Below are 17,537 nucleotides of genomic sequence, written 5' to 3' on the forward strand. Positions count from 1 at the left end.
AGTTTTTCCCGGCAACTAATCGACTGCGGGTGTCATTCCGGATTTGCCCTGTCCGGGCCCTCACCCAATCATGGCAACCACAGCACATCCAACCGAATGAGGATGAGAATGGTCCGCCATCTTCCCACGCTCTCGATCGCGATGTCGATGACTTCGCTGGCGCTTTTGCTCGCGCAGCCGGCCTCGGCGGAAACCGTCACGCTCGGCATCGGAACGCAGGACACCACGACCAACACGGTGACCGCCGGCGTCGTCATCCGGCAGCTGCATCTGCTCGAAAAATACCTGCCGAAGGACGGCAAATACGCCAACATCAAATTCGAGCTGGAGTGGCAGAATTTCACGTCCGGCCCACCCGTCACGAACGCGATGATGGCGAACAAGCTCCAGATCGGCATGATGGGCGACTATCCGCTGATCGTGAACGGCTTCACCTTCGAGAGCAATCCCGAGAGCAAGAGCCGACTGATCGGCATCGCTGCCTACAGCCTGTCAGGCTCCGGCAACGGCATCGTCGTTCACAAGGATTCGCCCTACTACGATCTCGCCGATCTCAAGGGCAAGCTCGTCAGCGTTCCCTTCGGCTCGGCCGCGCACGGCATGGTGCTGAAGGCGATGCAGGACCGTGGCTATCCCACTGACTTCTTCCAGCTGGTCAGCCAGAGCCCCGAAGTCGGCTCGACCAACCTCCAGGAGAAGAAGATCGACGCGCATGCCGACTTCGTTCCATTCGCAGAGCTGCTGCCCTTCCGCGGCTTCGCGCGAAAGATTTTTGACGGCGTCGAGACCAATCTGCCGACCTTCCACGGCATTGTCGTCCGCACCGATTTCGCGGAGAAATATCCGGAAGTCGTCGTCGCCTACTTCAAGGCGGTGATCGCCGCCAACCAGTGGCTGCGCGACGATCCCAAGCTCGCCGCCGAAAAGATCCAGGAATGGACAGGCATCAGCAAGGAAGTCGTCTATATCTTCCTCGGCCCGAGCGGCAACATGACCACCGACCCAACGATCAAGCCGGCGCTGATCGATGCCGCCACGGCCGACGTCAAGGTGCTGCAAAACCTCGGTCGCATGAAGGAGTTCGATCCGAAGAAGTGGGTCGACGACAGCTACATCCGCAAGGCCTACGCCGAGATGAAGCTCGACTATAACCCGCAGCTTGCGAGCACCAAGAACTACGAGATTTCCGGCGAAGATTCTTTCTGCAAGAAGCCGATCGCCGATCCGCGCAAGGCGGGCGAGGTCTGGGTGGATGATGCCGGCATCATGCCCTTCTCATCCGCAGCCTGCACCCTCGGCGCCTATGCCGACTACAAGACCAAGGGCAAGAAGATCAATGTCGCCTATGTCTTCGACACCACGCGCGGCATCAAGCTGTTCGCCGACCAGGCTTTCTTCGCGGTCGGCAATGGCGACGTGGCGCCCTTCCTGCTCAAGAAAGATGCCGAAGCCTACGCCGCCAAGATCAGCGGCAAGGTGCTCGGCTTCGATGACGCGGTGAAGGCGGCGGTCGGCGGAGGCAAGACGTGAGCAGTCCCGCCCTCCGCAAACATTCCGAGGACAGCATGTCGGCAACAGCCATTGCAGAGACGGCTCCCGTGTCCGCCGTCACTCCGCCCGCAACACCCCCTTCGTTCGGCACGCTCGCGCGGCGCTGGTACCGGCTGAATCAGGGCCGGCTTCGCGCAACCGCGATCGGCGTGATTTCGCTGCTCGCCTTCCTGCTGGTCTGGCACCTGCTCACGACCTATCGCGTGGTGTTCTTCGTACGTTTCACCAACGTGCCATCGCCGCTCGCGGTCTATGCGAGCTTCACCAAGGCGATCCACGATCCCAAATTCCTGCTGCACATCCTGCTCAGTTGCCGGCGCATCTTCATCGGCTTCTCGCTCGCGGCGATCGTGGGCGTGCCGCTCGGTCTGATCATGGGTCGTTTCAAGCTGGTGCATGAGGTGATCTTCCCGGTCGCCGAAGTGCTGCGCCCGATACCGGCGATCGCCTGGGTACCGATGGCAATCATGCTGTGGCCGACCAACGAGCAGAGCATCGTCTACATCACCTTCCTCGGCTCGTTCTTCCCGATCCTCGTCAATACGCTGCACGGCATGTCGCTGGTCGATCCAGTGCTGGTCCGCGCCGCGCAATGTCTCGGTGCACGCGAGCGCTCGATCTTCCGCGAGGTGTATTTTCCGGCTTCGCTGCCGCACATCTTCACCGGCCTCACGGTCGGCATGGGTGTCGCCTGGGTATCGCTGATCGCTGCCGAGATGATCTCGGGGCAATACGGGATCGGCTACTTCACCTGGGAGGCCTATTCGCTGGTCCAGTATGCCGACATCGCGCTCGGCATGATCGCGATCGGCGTTCTCGGCCTTGGATCGAGCCTGCTCATCAGAGGCGCGGGGCAATTGGTGATGCCGTGGAGGTCAACATGAGCGAGGTGCTTGCGAGCGAGCCGAAGGGCCATATCGAGGTCAAGAACTTCTCCCTCGCCTACGAGACCATCGAGGGAGCGGTGCAGGCCGTGACCGACACGCAGATCCATGTGAAGCCCGGCGAGTTCGTCTCGATCGTCGGGCCCTCCGGATGCGGAAAGTCGACCCTGCTCAATGCGGTCGCCGGCTTCCTCAAGCCGACCACCGGAATCGTCACCGTCGACGGCGAGCCCGTGAACGGCCCCAGCGCCGAGCGCGGCATGGTGTTCCAGCAATATTCGCTGTTTCCTTGGAAGACGGTGCGGGAAAATGTCGAATTCGGCCTGAAGATGCGCGGCATGCCGCGCTCGCAGCGCGAGCGTGCGGCACGCACGCTGCTCGGACTCGCGGGGTTGGAGGCGTTCGAGAAGCACTATCCGGAAAAGCTGTCCGGCGGCATGAAGCAGCGCGTCGGCATCGTCCGCGCGCTCGCCACGGGGCCGAAAGTGCTGCTGCTTGACGAGCCCTTCGGCGCGCTTGATGCGCAGACGCGCGTCATCATGCAGCAGATCCTCACCAACATGTGGCAGCGGCTGAAGATCTCGGTGCTGTTCGTCACCCACGACATCGACGAGGCGATCTTCCTCTCCGACCGCGTCTACTGCATGACAGCGCGCCCCGGCTCGATCAAGGCGGAGATTCCGATCCCGCTGGAGCGGCCGCGGCAGCAATCGATGATGATGTCGTCGGAGTTTCTGGCTCTGCGCCGCGGGCTGATGTCGCTGATCCGCGAGGAAAGCCTCAAGGCAATGGGCGGCGAGATCAACGACATGGGCATGCAGGGCTTGAACATCGAGCTGCACGGCCACTCGCTGGCGGATGTGATTTAGGCGCAGTGAGCGCGCTCAGTCTCGTAGGGTGGGCAAAGCGGCTTGTCCGCCGTAGCTCGTAGAGCGAAGGCGGAAGCGTGCCAACCATCTTACTTAGTTGCACGCCGAACCGAGTGGTGGGCACGGCGCTTTCGCGCCTTTGCCCACCCTACGGCAGTTTTGCTCTAATTATTTGAACCAATGCACCAGCGCGATGCTGATGCCGAGCAGCAGCATCAAGGACAGCGTCACGGCGGCCGTCACGCGACCGCCGACATTCGCCAGCACGCGCACGTCGACGCCGAGGCCGAGGGCGGCCATGGAGACCACCGTGAGAAAGCCGGTGATCTTCGTCACTGGCCCGACCACCGTGGCCGGCACGATCTCCAGGGAGCGCAGGGTCGCCAGCGCGAGGAAGCCGAGGATGAACCACGGCACCAGGCGAAAGAAGCCGACATTGGTCTTCTTGGCATCACTGTGCCAGCGCGAGGCAACCAGCGAGAGGCCGACGACGACCGGCCCGAGCATCAATACGCGCATCAATTTCACGAGCGTGCCGATCTGCGTGGAGACGAGTCCGGCCGGTACCGTCGCCGCCAACACCTGGGGCACCGCATAGACGGTCAGGCCGGCGAGAATGCCATATTGCGTCGCCGACAACTGCAACAGTGGAATCAACAGCGGCAGGCCCAGCACCATCATCACGCCGAGGATCGCGGTGAAGGAGATCGAGGATGCGATCTCGTCGTTGTTGGCGCCGATGATCGGCGCCACGGCCGCAATCGCCGAATTGCCGCAGATCGAGTTGCCGCAGGCGATCAGGATCGACAAACGCGTCGACAGACCGAGCATGCGGCTGAGGCCGAAGGAGACGCAGAGTGCGATCACGACGACGGCCGCGATCGACGCGAGCAGCGCGATGCCCGAGGCGGCAATGGCGGCGAAACTGATGGAGGCCCCCAACAGCATGACCGCGACTTCGAGAAGCTGTTTGGCGCTGAAAGCGATGCCGGCCTGCCAGCGCGGCGCGGGCTTCCAGAAGCTGCGCAAGGCCATCCCGAGCAGGATCGCCATCACCAGCGCCTCGACATAGGGATGCTCGAACACGCCAAGTTCCGCCCGCTCGAGCAGAGCCGAGACACCGGCGACGAGAACGCAGAGGAGAATGCCGGGAATCAGTGCCGCAATACGGCTCGCGGCGGAGGCCGGCTTGGTCTCGGCCGGGCTGGATGCTTGATTCTGCGACACAAATCTCTCCCTGAGGAGAAAGATTTATACGCAGTGCGCTTCCGTAGGGAAATAAGTTTTCGACATATCAGGCCCGAGGGAAGTTCTATCCTCAGGCCGGAATAATCGGCCTTAGAAGATCAGGCTCTTGGCCAGCGAAGCGACGCGGCTGAAGCCGTCATAGATGCCGGGCTCGAAGAAGGCGGCACGGGCAAGCACGATACCCGCAACCAGCGACCAGAACAGGCCGGTGCCGGCCCGCAGCAGGAGCTTTGACGTACGCGAGCGCGGCTGGGTGTCCGTCGCGGACACCAATTGCTCGCCGAAGGGTTCAAATCCGGTACGTTCCATGGCTCTGGCCAACCCATCAAATCCTGATAGGAATGTCGTCTTTTCGGCCTCAAACGGCAATGGAAGCGATTGGCGTTTTTGCCCTCCCGAGAGAAAACTCCTTCCGTCTGGCAACCTCAGGACAATAGTTTTCTTCTTCGGCCTATTTGGACACCGGCGGCCCGGCTTACAGGGCCAGATACCTGCGCCGGATCGCGTCGTTGGCCTTCAGCTCGTCGATTCCGGCGGCATAGACGATCTGGCCCTTGTCGATGACGGTGGCGTGGCTCGCCAGCCCCAGGCAGAAATGCATGTTCTGCTCAGCGATCAGCACCGTCGATCCGAGTTGGCGGAGTTGCCGCAACAGCTCCCCGATCCGCTGCACGATGATCGGCGCGAGGCCCTCGCTCGGCTCGTCGAGCAGCAGGAGCGCCGGATTGCCCATCAGCGTGCGCGCGATCGCGAGCATCTGCTGCTCACCGCCCGAGAGGCGCCCGGCGATACGATGGCGCAGCGGCTCCAGAAGCGGGAAGACCTCGTAAATGCGCTTGATCGGCCACTCGTCCTGGCCGTCCGGTCCCTTCTTCTTCCCGATGACGAGATTGTCCTCGACCGTGTGCTCCGGAAAAATCTGACGATCCTCCGGCACGAAGCCGAGGCCGGCGCGCGCGATGGTGTGCGGCTTCAGGCCTGAGATCACCGCGCCGCGCAGGCTGATCCTGCCCCTCCGCGGCGGCGCCAGCCCCATGATCGCCTTCATGGTCGTCGATTTGCCGGCGCCATTGCGGCCCAAGAGCGCCATGGTCTCGCCCTGCCGCACCGACAGGCCGACGCCGAACAGGATCTGGCTGGTGCCATAATAGACATCGAGATCGGCGACTTCGATGACGGCTGCGCTCATGCGGCAGCTCCCGCATGTTCGGTGCCGAGATAGGCGTCGATCACGGCGCTGTTGTTGCGGATCTCGTCCGGCGTGCCGGTTGCCAGGATGCGGCCGTAGCAAAGCACCACGATTTTTGGCGCGATCTTGAACACGATGTCCATGTCGTGCTCGATGAAGACAACCGTGATCTTCTGCGTCTCCCAGAGCTCGCGCACCTTGTCGATCATGCGCCAGCGCTCGTCCGGGCCCATGCCGGCGGTGGGTTCGTCCAGCAGCAGCACCTTGGGTTCGAGCACCAGCGCGAGCGCGATATCGAGCAGCTTCTGATCGCCATGCGACAGGGTCGCGGCGGTACGATGACGTTTGCCGGCGAGCCCCAGCAGCTCCATCACGTGCTCGGCGCGTTCGCGCGTCTCCGGCAGCGGAAAGCGCTTGTGCAGCACCGCCGAGGTCCGCTGGTCGGCGCTGACGGCGGCAAGCATGGTCTCCTGCACCGTGAGCGACTTGAAGATGCTGGCCACTTGGAAGGCGCGGCCGATGCCATGGCGCACGATCTCGGGCGGCGATCGGCCGGCGAGATCGACGCCGTCGAGCAGCACCTGGCCGGAATCCGGCCTCAAGGCACCGGTGATCAGGTTGAAGAAGGTGCTCTTGCCGGCGCCGTTCGGGCCGATGACCGCGGTGAGCGAGCCGTCGGGGAAGTCGAGCGAGACATCGTTGGTCGCCTTCACGCCGCCAAAGGATTTTGCGAGGTTGCGGATCTCAAGCATCGCTAGCGCCCCTCGCCTGCATCGCGCCGCTGCGCAAACCATTCGGCGACGAAATCCAAGAGGCCCTTGCGCAGGCCCAGCGCGAAGAACAGGATGACCACACCGAGCACGATGCCGTGATACTCGGTGAAACGCGTGACAGTGTCGTTGAGCAGAAGCAGCAGCACGGTGCCGACCATCGGGCCGAGGAAGGTCGAGACGCCGCCAAGCATGTTGATGAAGATGCCTTCGCCCGAGATCGTCCAATAGGCGAACTCCGGATAGGCGCCGGAGACGAACAGCGCCATCACCATGCCTCCCATTGACGCGAACAGAGCCGCCAGCACGAAGACGGTCAGCTTGGCACGCCAGACGTCGATGCCGAGAAAGCTGGCGCGCGCGGCGTTGTCGCGGATCATGCGCAGCGTGTAGCCGAACGATGATTGCGCGATCTGGCGCATCGCGAGCAGGCCGAGGATGAGCAGCGCGCAGCTCGCGACATAGAGATGGACGTGGTTGGCAAGGTCAATGCCGAGGAACGGCGGCCGCGGAATGCCGCCGCGCAAACCCTGGTCGCCGCCGGTGAAGGAGGCCCAGGACAAAATGGTCGAGTGAATCAGCATCTGGAAGGCGAGCGTCACGAAGGCGAAGTAGATCTCCTTCAGTCGCACGCAGATCGCGCCGATGATCGCGGCAAACATTGCGGTGATCGCCAGCGTCGCGACGAAGGCGACGGGAATCGGCACGCCGAGCTTCTGCATGATCAAGCCGTAGCTGTACGCGCCAAGGCCGAAGAACATGCCATGACCGAACGAGGTCAGGCCGGTGTAGCCGACCAGTAAATTCAGCGACGTCGCAAACAGGCCGTAGGCCGAGCAGCGGATGACGAAGTCGAGCAGCGCTTTGCTGCCGGTAAAGAGCGGCAGGCTCGCCAGCACGATGAAGGCGATCAGCGCGATCAGGACGTCACGGTAGCGTTGGACCGCCGCGCCGCTGCGCACTGGCGCCAGCGTTTCGGCGCGTCCGGCCTCCAGCTCGGTCATGCTGCCTCCTTGCCGAACAGGCCGGTAGGCTTGGAGACCAGCACGATCACCATGAAGAGGTACATCAAGCCTTCCGTGAACAAGGGAAAGCCGAGCGAGCCGAACGAGCGGATCAGCCCGAGCAGCAGCGCACCGATCAGCGCGCCCAGGATCGAGCCCATGCCGCCGATCACGGTGACGATGAAGGATTCGATCAGCACCGAAAATCCCATCCCCGGCGTCAGCGACCGCACTGGCGCGGCCAGCGCGCCGGCAAGGCCCGCCAGCATGCCGCCGAGCGCGAACACGCCGCCATAGATCAGGCCGGTGTTGATGCCGAGCGCGGACACCATGCCAGGGTTATGTGCGGCGGCGCGGATCACCTTGCCGATGCGGCTGCGCGACAATCCGATGCCGAGCACGATGGCCGCGACGAGCGCGACGCCGATCAGCAACAGATAGTAAGGCGGCACCACGCCACCGGCGATGAACAACGGCATCACCTGGAACGCGGACGGCATGCCCATCGACTTGAACTCCGGTCCCCAGATGATGCGCACGACATCATCGAAGATCAGCACGAAGGCATAACAGACGAGGAGCTGCATCAAGACATCCGCGCCGTAGACCCGGCTCATGAAGACGCGCTCGAAGATCAGGCCGAGGATCGCGGTGCCGGCCGCGCCCGCCAGCATGGCGAGCGCAAAACTGGCGGTGAGCTGATAGGCCGTCATCGCAAAGTAGGCGCCGAACATGTAGAACGCGCCGTGGCTGAAATTGACCACCTTGAGCACGCCGAAGATCAGCGTCAGCCCAACCGCAACGAGAAACAGCAGCATGCCAATGATGAGGCCGCTGGTGGTTTGCGTCACCAGGCAGGCGGAGCTGGAGAGGCAGCCGGCGAGCGCGTCGAGATCCACAGAAGCACTTTCATTGCAGCGCGCGGTATGGCGCGGAAAACGAAACGAACGGCGGAGGCGATCGCCCGTCTCCGCCGCGCGTCAGATCAGGTGTAACCCTTGCTCTTCTTCCACTCGGCCTCTAACTCGAAGATGGTCTTCCAGTCGCCGGCCTTGACCTCGGGAACATAAGGCTCCTGCGGGATGGTGGTGCCCCAGCCGATGGCGTAGCCGACGAGGGTGTGGTCGTCGCCGCGCATCGTCACCGTGCCGTCGGCGCCGAACGGGCACTTGATGGTGAGGCCCTTCAGCACCTCCGCGATCTTCTTGCCGTCGGCCAAGTTCGCCTTCTTGGCGGCTTCCGCCATCAGCATGATGGCGGTGGCGTTTTCCCACGACCAGTTGGTCGGATATTCATTGTACTTGGCCTTGTAGGCATCGCCCCAGGCGGCATTCTCCGGCGTCGACGGGAATGTCTTGATGTAGCGGTTGCCGGAGTGAATGCCCTTGGGCAGGTTCTTCACCACGGTGAGCGCGGTGTAGTCGGCCATGTTGACCGCGAACACCTCCATCTGGCTGAACATCGCGTAGATGTTGGCCTGGTCGATATAGGAGGTGAGATCGCCGCCCCACAGGCAGGAGTACAGCGCCTGCGGTTTGGCCTGCAGGATCTTGGTGACCACCTCGGTGTAATCGGGCTGGAACAGCTTTGGCCAGGACTCGCTGATGATTTCGACCTCGGGCGCAAAGCGTTTCAGGTAGAGCGTGAATTCCGCCGTGGTGTCGCGGCCATAGGCATAGTCGGGCGAGCAGGTCGCCCACTTCTTCAGGCCTTTTGCCTTGGCGATCGCTGCGGCATAGCTGCCGCCGACGATGGAGTCGTGCACGCCCTGCCGCGCGGTGCGGAAGGCATTGGGAATGTGCTGCTTCGGATCCGCGGTCAGTGCCGAGGTCTCGGAATTGGTGTGGATGCAGAACACGCCGAGATCGCGCGCGACCTCGTGCACCGCGAACGCGCCGGAGGAGGCCTCGGCGTCGATCATCAGCTCGCAGCCGTCGGTGTTGACGAGCTCGCGCGCGACGCGGGCAGCTTCCTGCGGCTGGCCCTTGGAGTCGCGGATCACCATCTCGATCTGCCGGCCGGCAAGGCCGCCGGCGGCGTTGACCTTCTCGACCTCGAGCATCACCGCATTGCGCGAAGACGTGCCGAGCTGCGCGACGCGCCCCGATAAAATCGTCGGCATGCCGATCTTGATGGTCTTGGCCTGCGCACGCGCCACCCAGGGCGCGGCAAACGTCATCGCACCGGCGCCCATCAGCGCCAGCGTGGAACGGCGGCTGATGCCCGGCGTGCGGGTTCTCGTCATTTTCCCCTCCCTCTTTCGGGTCGGCGTGTCCTGGTCCCTGCCGGAGATCGTCTCGTCTCCGTGATCCCAAGGATTTCAGAGGGTGGGGGGTGACGTCAAGCCAAAGATGAATTACGAGTCAGAATTCATCGAGGGAGGAAATAAGGCCGGCAACGGCCCAAAACCCGGCAAATGATCAACCTTTCGAGCTTCATCGCCTTTCATGCCCGGCGCACGCCGGACCGGCCCGCGCTGAAATACCGCGGCGAGGAGATCTCCTACGCGGCTTTCGGCGCGCGCATCGGGACGGTCGCCGGCTGGCTCGCCGCGCAGGGCATCCGTGTCGGCGATGTCGTGGCCGTGCTGATGAAGAACAGCGCGGCGTTCCTGGAGCTCGTCTTCGCCACCAGCCATCTCGGCGCGGTGTTCTTGCCGATCAATTTTCGTCTGTCCCGCGACGAGGTCGGCTACATCACCGGCAATGCCGGCGCGCGCCTTCTGGTCGTCGATCAGGAATTGGCTGCGAATGCAGCGGGCACGAACATCGTCGTGCTCGACGAGACCGCACAGCAGAGCATAACCCATCTCGCAGGCAACACGACGGCAGCACCGATGCATGTGCGCCAGCCCTCCGACCTGATGCGGCTGATGTACACCTCGGGCACGACCGACCGCCCCAAGGGTGTGATGCTCACCTACGATAATTTCTACTGGAAGTCCGCCGACCAGACGATCGCGCTTGGCCTCAGCGCCGACACACGCCTTCTCGTCGTCGGCCCGCTCTATCACGTCGGCGCGCTCGACCTGCCCGGCATCGCAGCGCTCTGGCATGGCGGGTTCATTCGCATCGAGCGCAATTTCGAGCCCGAGGCGGCGCTGGCGGCTATCGCAGAAGACAAGCTCAACGCGGCCTGGTTCGCGCCTGTCATGACCACCGCGATACTCACCTGCCCCACCCGCGACCGCTACGATGTCTCCAGCCTGCAATGGGCGATCGGCGGTGGCGAGAAGACGCCGGAGGCGCGCATCCGCGCCTTCTCCGAATATTTCCGCAATGCGCGCTACATCGACGCCTACGGTCTCACCGAAACCGTCGGCGGCGACACCTTCATGGAGAAGGGCCGCGAGATCGAGAAGATCGGCTCGACCGGGCGCGCCATTGCCCATGTCGAGATCGAAATCCGCGACGAGGACGGCAACACGCTGCCGGCAAACGTGAATGGCGAAATCTGCCTGCGCGGCCCGAAGATCACGCGCGGCTATTGGAGGGATCCAGACAAGACGGCGTCCGCCTTCTTCGGCGACTGGTTCCGCAGCGGCGACGTCGGCTATCTCGACGACGAGGGCTTTCTGTACCTGACCGACCGCAAGAAGGACATGATCATCTCCGGCGGCGAGAACATCGCCTCCTCCGAGGTCGAGCGCGTCATCTACGATCTGCCCGAAGTGCGCGAGGTCGCGGTGATCGGCCTGCGCGATGCGCGCTGGGGCGAGCGGCCGGTCGCGATCGTCGTGCTGACTGCGGGCGCGAGCCTCGACCTCCCCGCCCTTACCGAGCATTGCCGCGCGCGGCTGGCGAGCTTCAAGGTGCCGAAACAGCTCGTCCTCCGTGACAGCCTGCCGCGCAACCCGTCAGGCAAGATCCTCAAGCGCGTGCTGCGCGCCGAGCTGGAGACCTCCGAATGACTCAAGCGACCGCAAAAATAACCAAGCTGAACCGGGTCGAGCGCAACGCCTGGACCAAGCAGAAGATTTTTGAGGCTGCCACTAAGGTGGTCGGCAAGCATGGCTATGCCGAGGCCTCGGTCGCGCGCATCACCGAGGAAGCCGGTGTCGCGCAGGGCACGTTCTACAATCATTTCGAGAACCGCCAGGAGCTGCTGAACCAGCTGCTGCCCAAGATCGGCCTCGACATGGTCGAGTTCATCCGTGCCCGCACCGGCACGGCGCATGCAGCACGGCAGGAGATCGAGCGCTTCGCGGCGTTCTTCGATTTCATCCGCGAGGTGCCGGAGTTCTTGCGTATTCTCAACGAGGCCGAATTCTTCGCACCGACCGGCTACCAGAAGCATCTCGACAACATCTCGACGGCCTATGTCCGCATTTTGCGTCGCGCGCGGCTTGCCGGCGCGATCGAGGACTACAGCGACGAGGAATTCGAAGCGATCGTCCATATGCTGATGGGCGCGCGCGGCTATCTCAGCCGGCGCTACTCCTATTCGGAAGCCGGCGTCACCGCCGTGCCCGAGCACGTCATCTCCGCCTATCGCAAGCTGATGACGCGCGGCCTCTTCACTGCCTCCGGAGATCAGGACACGCCATGAACATCTCGTCTCCGCACAAGCCGCTCGACCTCGCCTCGGCCATCGCCGAGGGCGACATCCGCTGCCTTCTGATGGTGCTGGTGCACATGACCGGCGACGAGAAGTGGCTCGAACCGCCCTATTTGCCCAAGCGCGACATCCGCCTCATTCCTGATCCGGAGGCCGGCGTGCCCCGGGACATCCAGGACGAGATCCGCGCCGCCGTCGTCAGGCTCTTCGCCAATGGCACGCCGAAACCCGTGATCACCGATCCGGGCGAGGAGCTGCTGCTGAAGATGATGCGCGCCTGCCTCGGCGAGAATGTCGCGCCGGAATATGCGCCTTTGATGCGCGAGGAGATGGGTTTTGTGCCGCGCGAGGCGCGCTGGACGAAGCGCCCCTCCGACGAAACGCTTGCCGATCAGCATGTGCTGATCGTCGGCGCCGGCGTCTGCGCCATCGCGCTCGGCGTGGCGCTCGGCCACCTCGGCATCCCCTACACCATCGTCGAGAAGAACGCCGAGCTCGGCGGCACCTGGTGGATCAACCGCTATCCCGGCTGCGGCGTCGACACGCCGAACCATTCCTATTCCTACTCTTTCGGCTCGCGCAACGCATGGACGCGCTATTTCTGCCCGCGTGAGGAGCTGCTCGGCTATCTGCTGAAGGTCGCGGACGAATACGGCATCCGCAAGCATCTGCGCGTCAACACCGAGCTGACCTCATCACGCTGGGATGAAGGAAGGCAACGCTGGATTTCGACACTCAAGACGAAGGATGGCGAGGAGACTTTCGAATCCACCACGCTGGTCTCGGCCATCGGCCAGCTCAACGATCCCTCGCGCGCCCGCTTCAAGGGCGAGGAGAACTTCAAGGGCACGATCCTGCACTCGGCACTATGGTCCGACGATATCGATCTCGACGGCAAGCATGTCGCCGTGATCGGCACCGGCGCGACATCGATGCAGCTCGTGCCGTCAATCGCCAGCCGTGTGGCCTCCGTCACCGTCTACCAGCGCAGCGCGCAATGGGCGCGGCCGGTGAAGGGCTATGCCGATCCGATCAGCGAGAGCGCACGCTGGCTGCTCGCGCACCTGCCGTTCTATGTGCAGTGGTACCGCTTCAATATGTTCTGGCGCTATGGCGACGGTCTCTTACCCTTCCTGCGCAAGGACCCGGCCTGGCCGCATCCGGAGCGCGCCGTCAACAAAGGCAATGACCGGCACCGCCAGGAGCTGACCGACTTCATCCTGTCGGAACTACAGGGCCGGCCCGACCTGATCGAAAAATGCGTGCCGACCTATCCGCCCTACGGCAAGCGCATCCTGCTCGACAACAACTGGTTCAAGACTTTGACGCGCTCCAACGTGGAACTCGTCACGGACACCATCGACCATTTCGACCAGATCGGCATCGTCACCGCCGATGGCAAGCACCGTCCCGCCGACATCATTGTCGTTGCGACAGGCTTCAAGGTCACGGAGATGGCGGCGCGCCTCAACATCAGCGGCCGCGCCGGCAAGGATTTACGTGAAGCCTGGGCCAACGACAATCCGACCGCGTTCCTCGGCCTCACCGTGCCGGGCTTCCCGAATTTCTTCTGCATGCTCGGGCCGAACTCCGGCCCCGCCCACGGCGGCAGCGTCATCTTCCAGTCGGAATGCCAGAGCCGCTACATCTCGGCGTGTCTGGTCGACATGATCGAGCACGACGTCGCCGCCATCGACGTCCGCCAGGACGTGCTCGACGACTACGTCCGCAAGGTCGACGTCGAGCACGAGGCGATGATCTGGACCCATCCGGGCATGAGCACTTATTACCGCAATGCGAGCGGCCGCGTGTTTTCGGCGATGCCGTGGCGGTTCGTGGACTACTGGCGCATGACCCACGATCCGGATTTGGGCCAGTACAGTTGACGAGGGTGTGACTCTTCTGCCAACGCGGATCGGCTGTAGGGTCAGCGCACCCTCTCACCAATCGTCATTGCGAGCGCAGCGAAGCAATCCAGAGTCTTTCCGAGGCGGGATTCTGGATTGCTTCGCGCAGCCTGTCGTCGGGCCGCGCTTCGCGCGGACCCGTTGGCTCGCAATGACGGGGGTTGCGGCTGCTCAGGCCGCCAGCCCGCTCTCCACCGGCGCGAATTCCAAACCTAAGCTTTCCGCCACCGCCTTGTTGGTAATTCGGCCGCGATGCACGTTGAGCCCGTTGCGCAAGTGCGGATTCTCTAGCACCGCGGCAAAGCCCTTGTTCGCGAGCATCAATCCGAACGGCAATGTCGCGTTGTTCAGCGCCTGGCTCGAGGTCACCGGCACCGCGCCCGGCATGTTGGCGACGCAGTAATGCACGACGCCGTCGACCTCATAGGTCGGCTCGGTGTGGGTGGTCGGATGCGAGGTCTCGAAACAGCCACCCTGGTCGATCGCGACGTCGACCAGCACCGCGCCCGGCCGCATCGATGTCAGCATCGCGCGCGTGACAAGCTTCGGTGCGCTGGCGCCCGGCACCAGCACCGCGCCGATCACGACGTCGGCAGCGAACACCTCCTCCTCGACCGACTCGATGGTGGAGAAGCGGGTGCGCACGCGGCCGATAAAGAGATCATCCAGCTGACGCAACCGCGGAATCGAGCGATCGATCACCGTGACTTCGGCGCCAAGCCCTGCGGCCATCCGTGCCGCCTGCGTTCCCACCACGCCGCCGCCGAGCACGACGACCCGCGCCGGCTGCACGCCCGGCACGCCGCCGAGCAGCAGCCCGCGGCCGCCGGCCGACCGCCTGAGCGCGGCGCCGGCGGCCTCGATGGCGAGGCGGCCGGCGACTTCGCTCATCGGCGCGAGCAGCGGGAGGTGACCGTTCGCGTCCGTGACGGTCTCATAGGCGATTGCAGTGCAGCCGGAGGCAAGCAAGCCCTTGGCCTGCTCCGGGTCCGGCGCAAGATGGAGATAAGTGAACAGGATCTGGCCTTCGCGGAGCTGGGCCCATTCGCTTTTCTGCGGCTCCTTCACCTTCACGATCATGTCGGATTTGGCGAAGATTTCGCGGGCGCTTTCGGCGATTGCGGCCCCTGCCCGCCGATACACGTCGTCGGAGGCGCCGATGCCGCTGCCAGCGCCGGTCTCGACCGTCACCTGGTGGCCGGCCGCGACATACTCACGGACCGCGCCTGGGGTGAGCCCGACGCGATATTCCTGCACCTTGATCTCCTTGGGAACACCGACGCGCATCTTTGAACCCCTCCTCCAAAGCATTGATTCCGTTCATCATCGTAGCGATGGCGGCGGTTTGGTTTCGTGCAAATATCCGCTAGGTTCGCGCCTGGCGCGCCGGTTTCGGGCGCGGAAATGTCCTTTCACGCTGGAAACAAAACCTTGGCCCTCGACCGGAAAGACCTCGCCATCCTCGCGGAACTCACAACCAATGCGCGGGCCAGCCACACCGAGCTTGCCAACAAGATCGGCTTGTCGAGCACAGCGATGGCGCGGCGGCAGAAGGCGCTGGAGGACGATGGCTACATCCAGGCCTATCAAGCCACGCTCGATCTGGCGCAGTTTGGCCTCACGACAACAGTGCTGGTCCGGATCGCGCTGGAGAGCCAGAGCGACGACGCGCTGAAGGCGTTCGAGGCGGAGGTGGTGAAGTGCCCCTCCGTCGTGCGCTGCTTCCTGATGTCGGGCACAGACGACTACATCCTGATCGTGCTGGCCCGCGACATCCAGGATTTCGAGCGCATCCACCGTACCGAGCTGTCGCGCCTGCCGCGCGTCGCACGGGTGCAATCAAGCTTCGCGCTGCGCGAGATCGTCAACCGCGCCGTGCCGACCGTGGTGTTCGGCGAGGCGAAGCGCTGACCGCTGCGCCGCGGGCGCACCCAATTCCCGTCAAGGAACCAAGCGGCCGCTTGTCCGTTGCACGCCATTGGCCAGCGGAAGCGACGTGCCCCCGCGTCAGCACGGCTGACGTCTCGGCTCGATCGCCTGCAGGGAGCAGGACATGGGCGATGTCACGCATGAAATTCCCGAACGCACTCCGATTCATCTCATCGTCAATGGTGTAAGTCGCACCCTCGATCTTCTGCCCTGGACCACGCTGCTGGACGCTTTGCGTGATCATCTTGCGCTCACGGGTACGAAGAAAGGCTGCGATCACGGCCAATGCGGCGCCTGCACCGTGCTCGTCGACGGTCGGCGCGTTAATTCGTGCCTGACGCTCGCCATCATGAAGGATGGCGCCGAGATCACCACGATCGAAGGCTTGGCCAAGAATGGCGCGCTGCATCCCCTGCAACAGGCCTTCATAGATCACGACGCATTCCAATGCGGCTATTGCACGCCAGGACAGATCTGCTCGGCAGCCGGCCTCATGGCCGAAGGCCACGCCAGGGACGCCGACGAGATCCGTGAACTGATGAGCGGAAATCTCTGCCGCTGCGGCGCCTATCCCAACATCGTGGCTGCGATCGAGCAGGCAATGGGCCGATCATGAACAACTTCCAGTATTCCCGCGCAACCGATGTCGCCGACGCCATTCGCCTGCTGGCCGCCGATCCGAGCGCGAAGCTGATTGCCGGCGGCACCAACCTGATCGACCTGATGAAGCAGAATGTCGAGCGGCCCTCCCGGCTGATCGACATTTCCCGCCTGCCGCTCCGCGACATCGAGGAAACGCCCGACGGTGGGCTGCGCATCGGCGCATTGGTGCCGAATTCGGATCTCGCCTACCATCCGTTGATCGAGCAACGCTATCCCCTGCTCGCCAGCGCCATCCTGGCCGGCGCCTCCGCGCAATTGCGCAACATGGCCTCGGTCGGCGGCAATCTGATGCAGCGAACGCGCTGCGCCTACTTCTATGACATGGCGACGCCTTGCAACAAGCGAAGCCCCGGCTCCGGCTGCTCGGCACTCGATGGCCTCAACCGCAACCACGCAATCCTCGGCATCAGCACGTCCTGCATCGCGACCAATCCATCCGACATGAGCGTGGCGCTGGCCGCGCTCGGCGCGCTCGTGCACATCGCAGGCCCCACCGGTCAGCGCACCATCGCGCTGACGGATTTCCATCGGCTTCCGGACGACAAGCCTCATGTCGATACCAATCTCGGCAGCGGCGAGATCATCACCGCAATCGAGCTGCCGCCGCGCGGCTTTGCCCAGAACTACAGCTATCTGAAGATCCGCGACCGGCTGTCCTACGCCTTTGCGTTGGTCTCGGTCGCGGCCGCGCTCGAACTGGAAGGAAACGCAATCAGCGAAGCGCGCCTGGCGCTCGGCGGCGTGGCCCACAAGCCCTGGCGAAGCCTCGAGGCCGAAGCGGCTCTGCGCGGCCAGGCGGCAACGCCGGACCATTTTGGGCACGCCGCAGATCTGTTGCTGCAGGGAGCAACCGCTCGCTCACATAACGGCTTCAAGATCGAGCTCGCGCGCCGAGCCGTCGTGCGTACGCTGATGCAGGCCGCAAGCGCCACACCGCAATCACAAGCTCACAAGAAGATCGCGTGA

Annotated in this window: 17 protein-coding genes; 9 read left to right on the forward strand and 8 right to left on the reverse strand. The window is 63.7% G+C overall.

Annotated features, from left to right (window positions below):
* Positions 1 to 108: 108 nt before the first annotated feature.
* From XH85_RS30940 to XH85_RS30950, 3 genes are read left to right on the forward strand one after another with little or no spacing between them, the layout of a single operon-like run.
* Positions 109 to 1,530, forward strand: a complete 1,422-nt coding sequence (locus tag XH85_RS30940; protein ID WP_164940863.1) for an ABC transporter substrate-binding protein — start codon at positions 109 to 111, stop codon at positions 1,528 to 1,530.
* Positions 1,527 to 2,435, forward strand: coding sequence for an ABC transporter permease (locus XH85_RS30945; RefSeq protein WP_128934867.1), 909 nt, complete (start codon positions 1,527 to 1,529; stop codon positions 2,433 to 2,435). Before XH85_RS30940 ends, XH85_RS30945 begins: the two co-directional genes overlap by 4 nt.
* Positions 2,432 to 3,304, forward strand: coding sequence for an ABC transporter ATP-binding protein (locus XH85_RS30950; protein ID WP_164934553.1), 873 nt, complete (start codon positions 2,432 to 2,434; stop codon positions 3,302 to 3,304). Before XH85_RS30945 ends, XH85_RS30950 begins: the two co-directional genes overlap by 4 nt.
* Before the next feature lie 168 nt (positions 3,305 to 3,472).
* Here the strand turns inward: XH85_RS30950 and XH85_RS30955 are convergent, their stop codons facing one another.
* The 7 genes from XH85_RS30955 to XH85_RS30985 all read right to left on the reverse strand — a co-directional run bounded on the left by XH85_RS30955 (position 3,473) and on the right by XH85_RS30985 (position 9,760).
* Entirely contained in the window at positions 3,473 to 4,531 is a 1,059-nt protein-coding gene (locus XH85_RS30955; protein WP_128934869.1) for a YeiH family protein, read from the reverse strand.
* Between the two features lie 111 nt (positions 4,532 to 4,642).
* On the reverse strand, positions 4,643 to 4,861 hold the full coding sequence (locus XH85_RS30960; protein WP_091892324.1) for a hypothetical protein: 219 nt from the start codon (positions 4,859 to 4,861) through the stop codon (positions 4,643 to 4,645).
* Between the two features lie 166 nt (positions 4,862 to 5,027).
* Complete coding sequence (locus XH85_RS30965; RefSeq protein ID WP_128934871.1) at positions 5,028 to 5,741, reverse strand: ABC transporter ATP-binding protein; 714 nt, start codon at positions 5,739 to 5,741, stop codon at positions 5,028 to 5,030.
* On the reverse strand, positions 5,738 to 6,493 hold the full coding sequence (locus XH85_RS30970; protein WP_128934872.1) for an ABC transporter ATP-binding protein: 756 nt from the start codon (positions 6,491 to 6,493) through the stop codon (positions 5,738 to 5,740). Before XH85_RS30970 ends, XH85_RS30965 begins: the two co-directional genes overlap by 4 nt.
* A 2-nt stretch (positions 6,494 to 6,495) precedes the next feature.
* Positions 6,496 to 7,515: a branched-chain amino acid ABC transporter permease gene (locus tag XH85_RS30975; RefSeq protein WP_128934873.1), complete on the reverse strand. Its 1,020-nt coding sequence runs from the start codon at positions 7,513 to 7,515 to the stop codon at positions 6,496 to 6,498.
* Complete coding sequence (locus XH85_RS30980; RefSeq protein WP_128934874.1) at positions 7,512 to 8,414, reverse strand: branched-chain amino acid ABC transporter permease; 903 nt, start codon at positions 8,412 to 8,414, stop codon at positions 7,512 to 7,514. The genes XH85_RS30975 and XH85_RS30980 overlap by 4 nt, the downstream gene beginning before the upstream one ends.
* Before the next feature lie 86 nt (positions 8,415 to 8,500).
* Positions 8,501 to 9,760, reverse strand: a complete 1,260-nt coding sequence (locus tag XH85_RS30985) for an ABC transporter substrate-binding protein (RefSeq protein WP_128934875.1) — start codon at positions 9,758 to 9,760, stop codon at positions 8,501 to 8,503.
* A gap of 171 nt (positions 9,761 to 9,931) precedes the next feature.
* Here XH85_RS30985 and XH85_RS30990 point away from each other — a divergent pair, with 171 nt between their 5' ends.
* From XH85_RS30990 to XH85_RS31000, 3 genes are read left to right on the forward strand one after another with little or no spacing between them, the layout of a single operon-like run.
* On the forward strand, positions 9,932 to 11,425 hold the full coding sequence (locus XH85_RS30990; RefSeq protein ID WP_128934876.1) for an AMP-binding protein: 1,494 nt from the start codon (positions 9,932 to 9,934) through the stop codon (positions 11,423 to 11,425).
* Positions 11,422 to 12,063 (forward strand): TetR/AcrR family transcriptional regulator, encoded by a 642-nt coding sequence (locus XH85_RS30995; RefSeq protein WP_128934877.1) that lies wholly within the window; start codon positions 11,422 to 11,424, stop codon positions 12,061 to 12,063. Before XH85_RS30990 ends, XH85_RS30995 begins: the two co-directional genes overlap by 4 nt.
* Positions 12,060 to 13,958, forward strand: a complete 1,899-nt coding sequence (locus XH85_RS31000) for a flavin-containing monooxygenase (protein WP_128934878.1) — start codon at positions 12,060 to 12,062, stop codon at positions 13,956 to 13,958. The genes XH85_RS30995 and XH85_RS31000 overlap by 4 nt, the downstream gene beginning before the upstream one ends.
* Before the next feature lie 192 nt (positions 13,959 to 14,150).
* Here XH85_RS31000 and ald read toward each other — a convergent pair whose 3' ends face one another.
* Positions 14,151 to 15,266, reverse strand: coding sequence for an alanine dehydrogenase (gene ald / locus XH85_RS31005; protein WP_091892307.1), 1,116 nt, complete (start codon positions 15,264 to 15,266; stop codon positions 14,151 to 14,153).
* Positions 15,267 to 15,410: 144 nt separating this feature from the next.
* Here ald and XH85_RS31010 point away from each other — a divergent pair, with 144 nt between their 5' ends.
* The 3 genes from XH85_RS31010 to XH85_RS31020 all read left to right on the forward strand — a co-directional run bounded on the left by XH85_RS31010 (position 15,411) and on the right by XH85_RS31020 (position 17,537).
* Positions 15,411 to 15,890, forward strand: a complete 480-nt coding sequence (locus tag XH85_RS31010) for an Lrp/AsnC family transcriptional regulator (protein WP_164934551.1) — start codon at positions 15,411 to 15,413, stop codon at positions 15,888 to 15,890.
* 142 nt (positions 15,891 to 16,032) lie between these two features.
* Positions 16,033 to 16,524 carry a (2Fe-2S)-binding protein gene (locus tag XH85_RS31015; protein WP_128934880.1) on the forward strand — a complete coding sequence of 164 codons (492 nt, stop codon included), beginning with the start codon at positions 16,033 to 16,035 and terminating at the stop codon, positions 16,522 to 16,524.
* Positions 16,521 to 17,537 carry an FAD binding domain-containing protein gene (locus XH85_RS31020; RefSeq protein ID WP_128934881.1) on the forward strand — a complete coding sequence of 339 codons (1,017 nt, stop codon included), beginning with the start codon at positions 16,521 to 16,523 and terminating at the stop codon, positions 17,535 to 17,537. The genes XH85_RS31015 and XH85_RS31020 overlap by 4 nt, the downstream gene beginning before the upstream one ends.

The sequence above is a fragment of the Bradyrhizobium zhanjiangense genome, from assembly GCF_004114935.1.
In the GTDB taxonomy this organism is placed as follows: Bacteria; Pseudomonadota; Alphaproteobacteria; order Rhizobiales; family Xanthobacteraceae; genus Bradyrhizobium; species Bradyrhizobium zhanjiangense.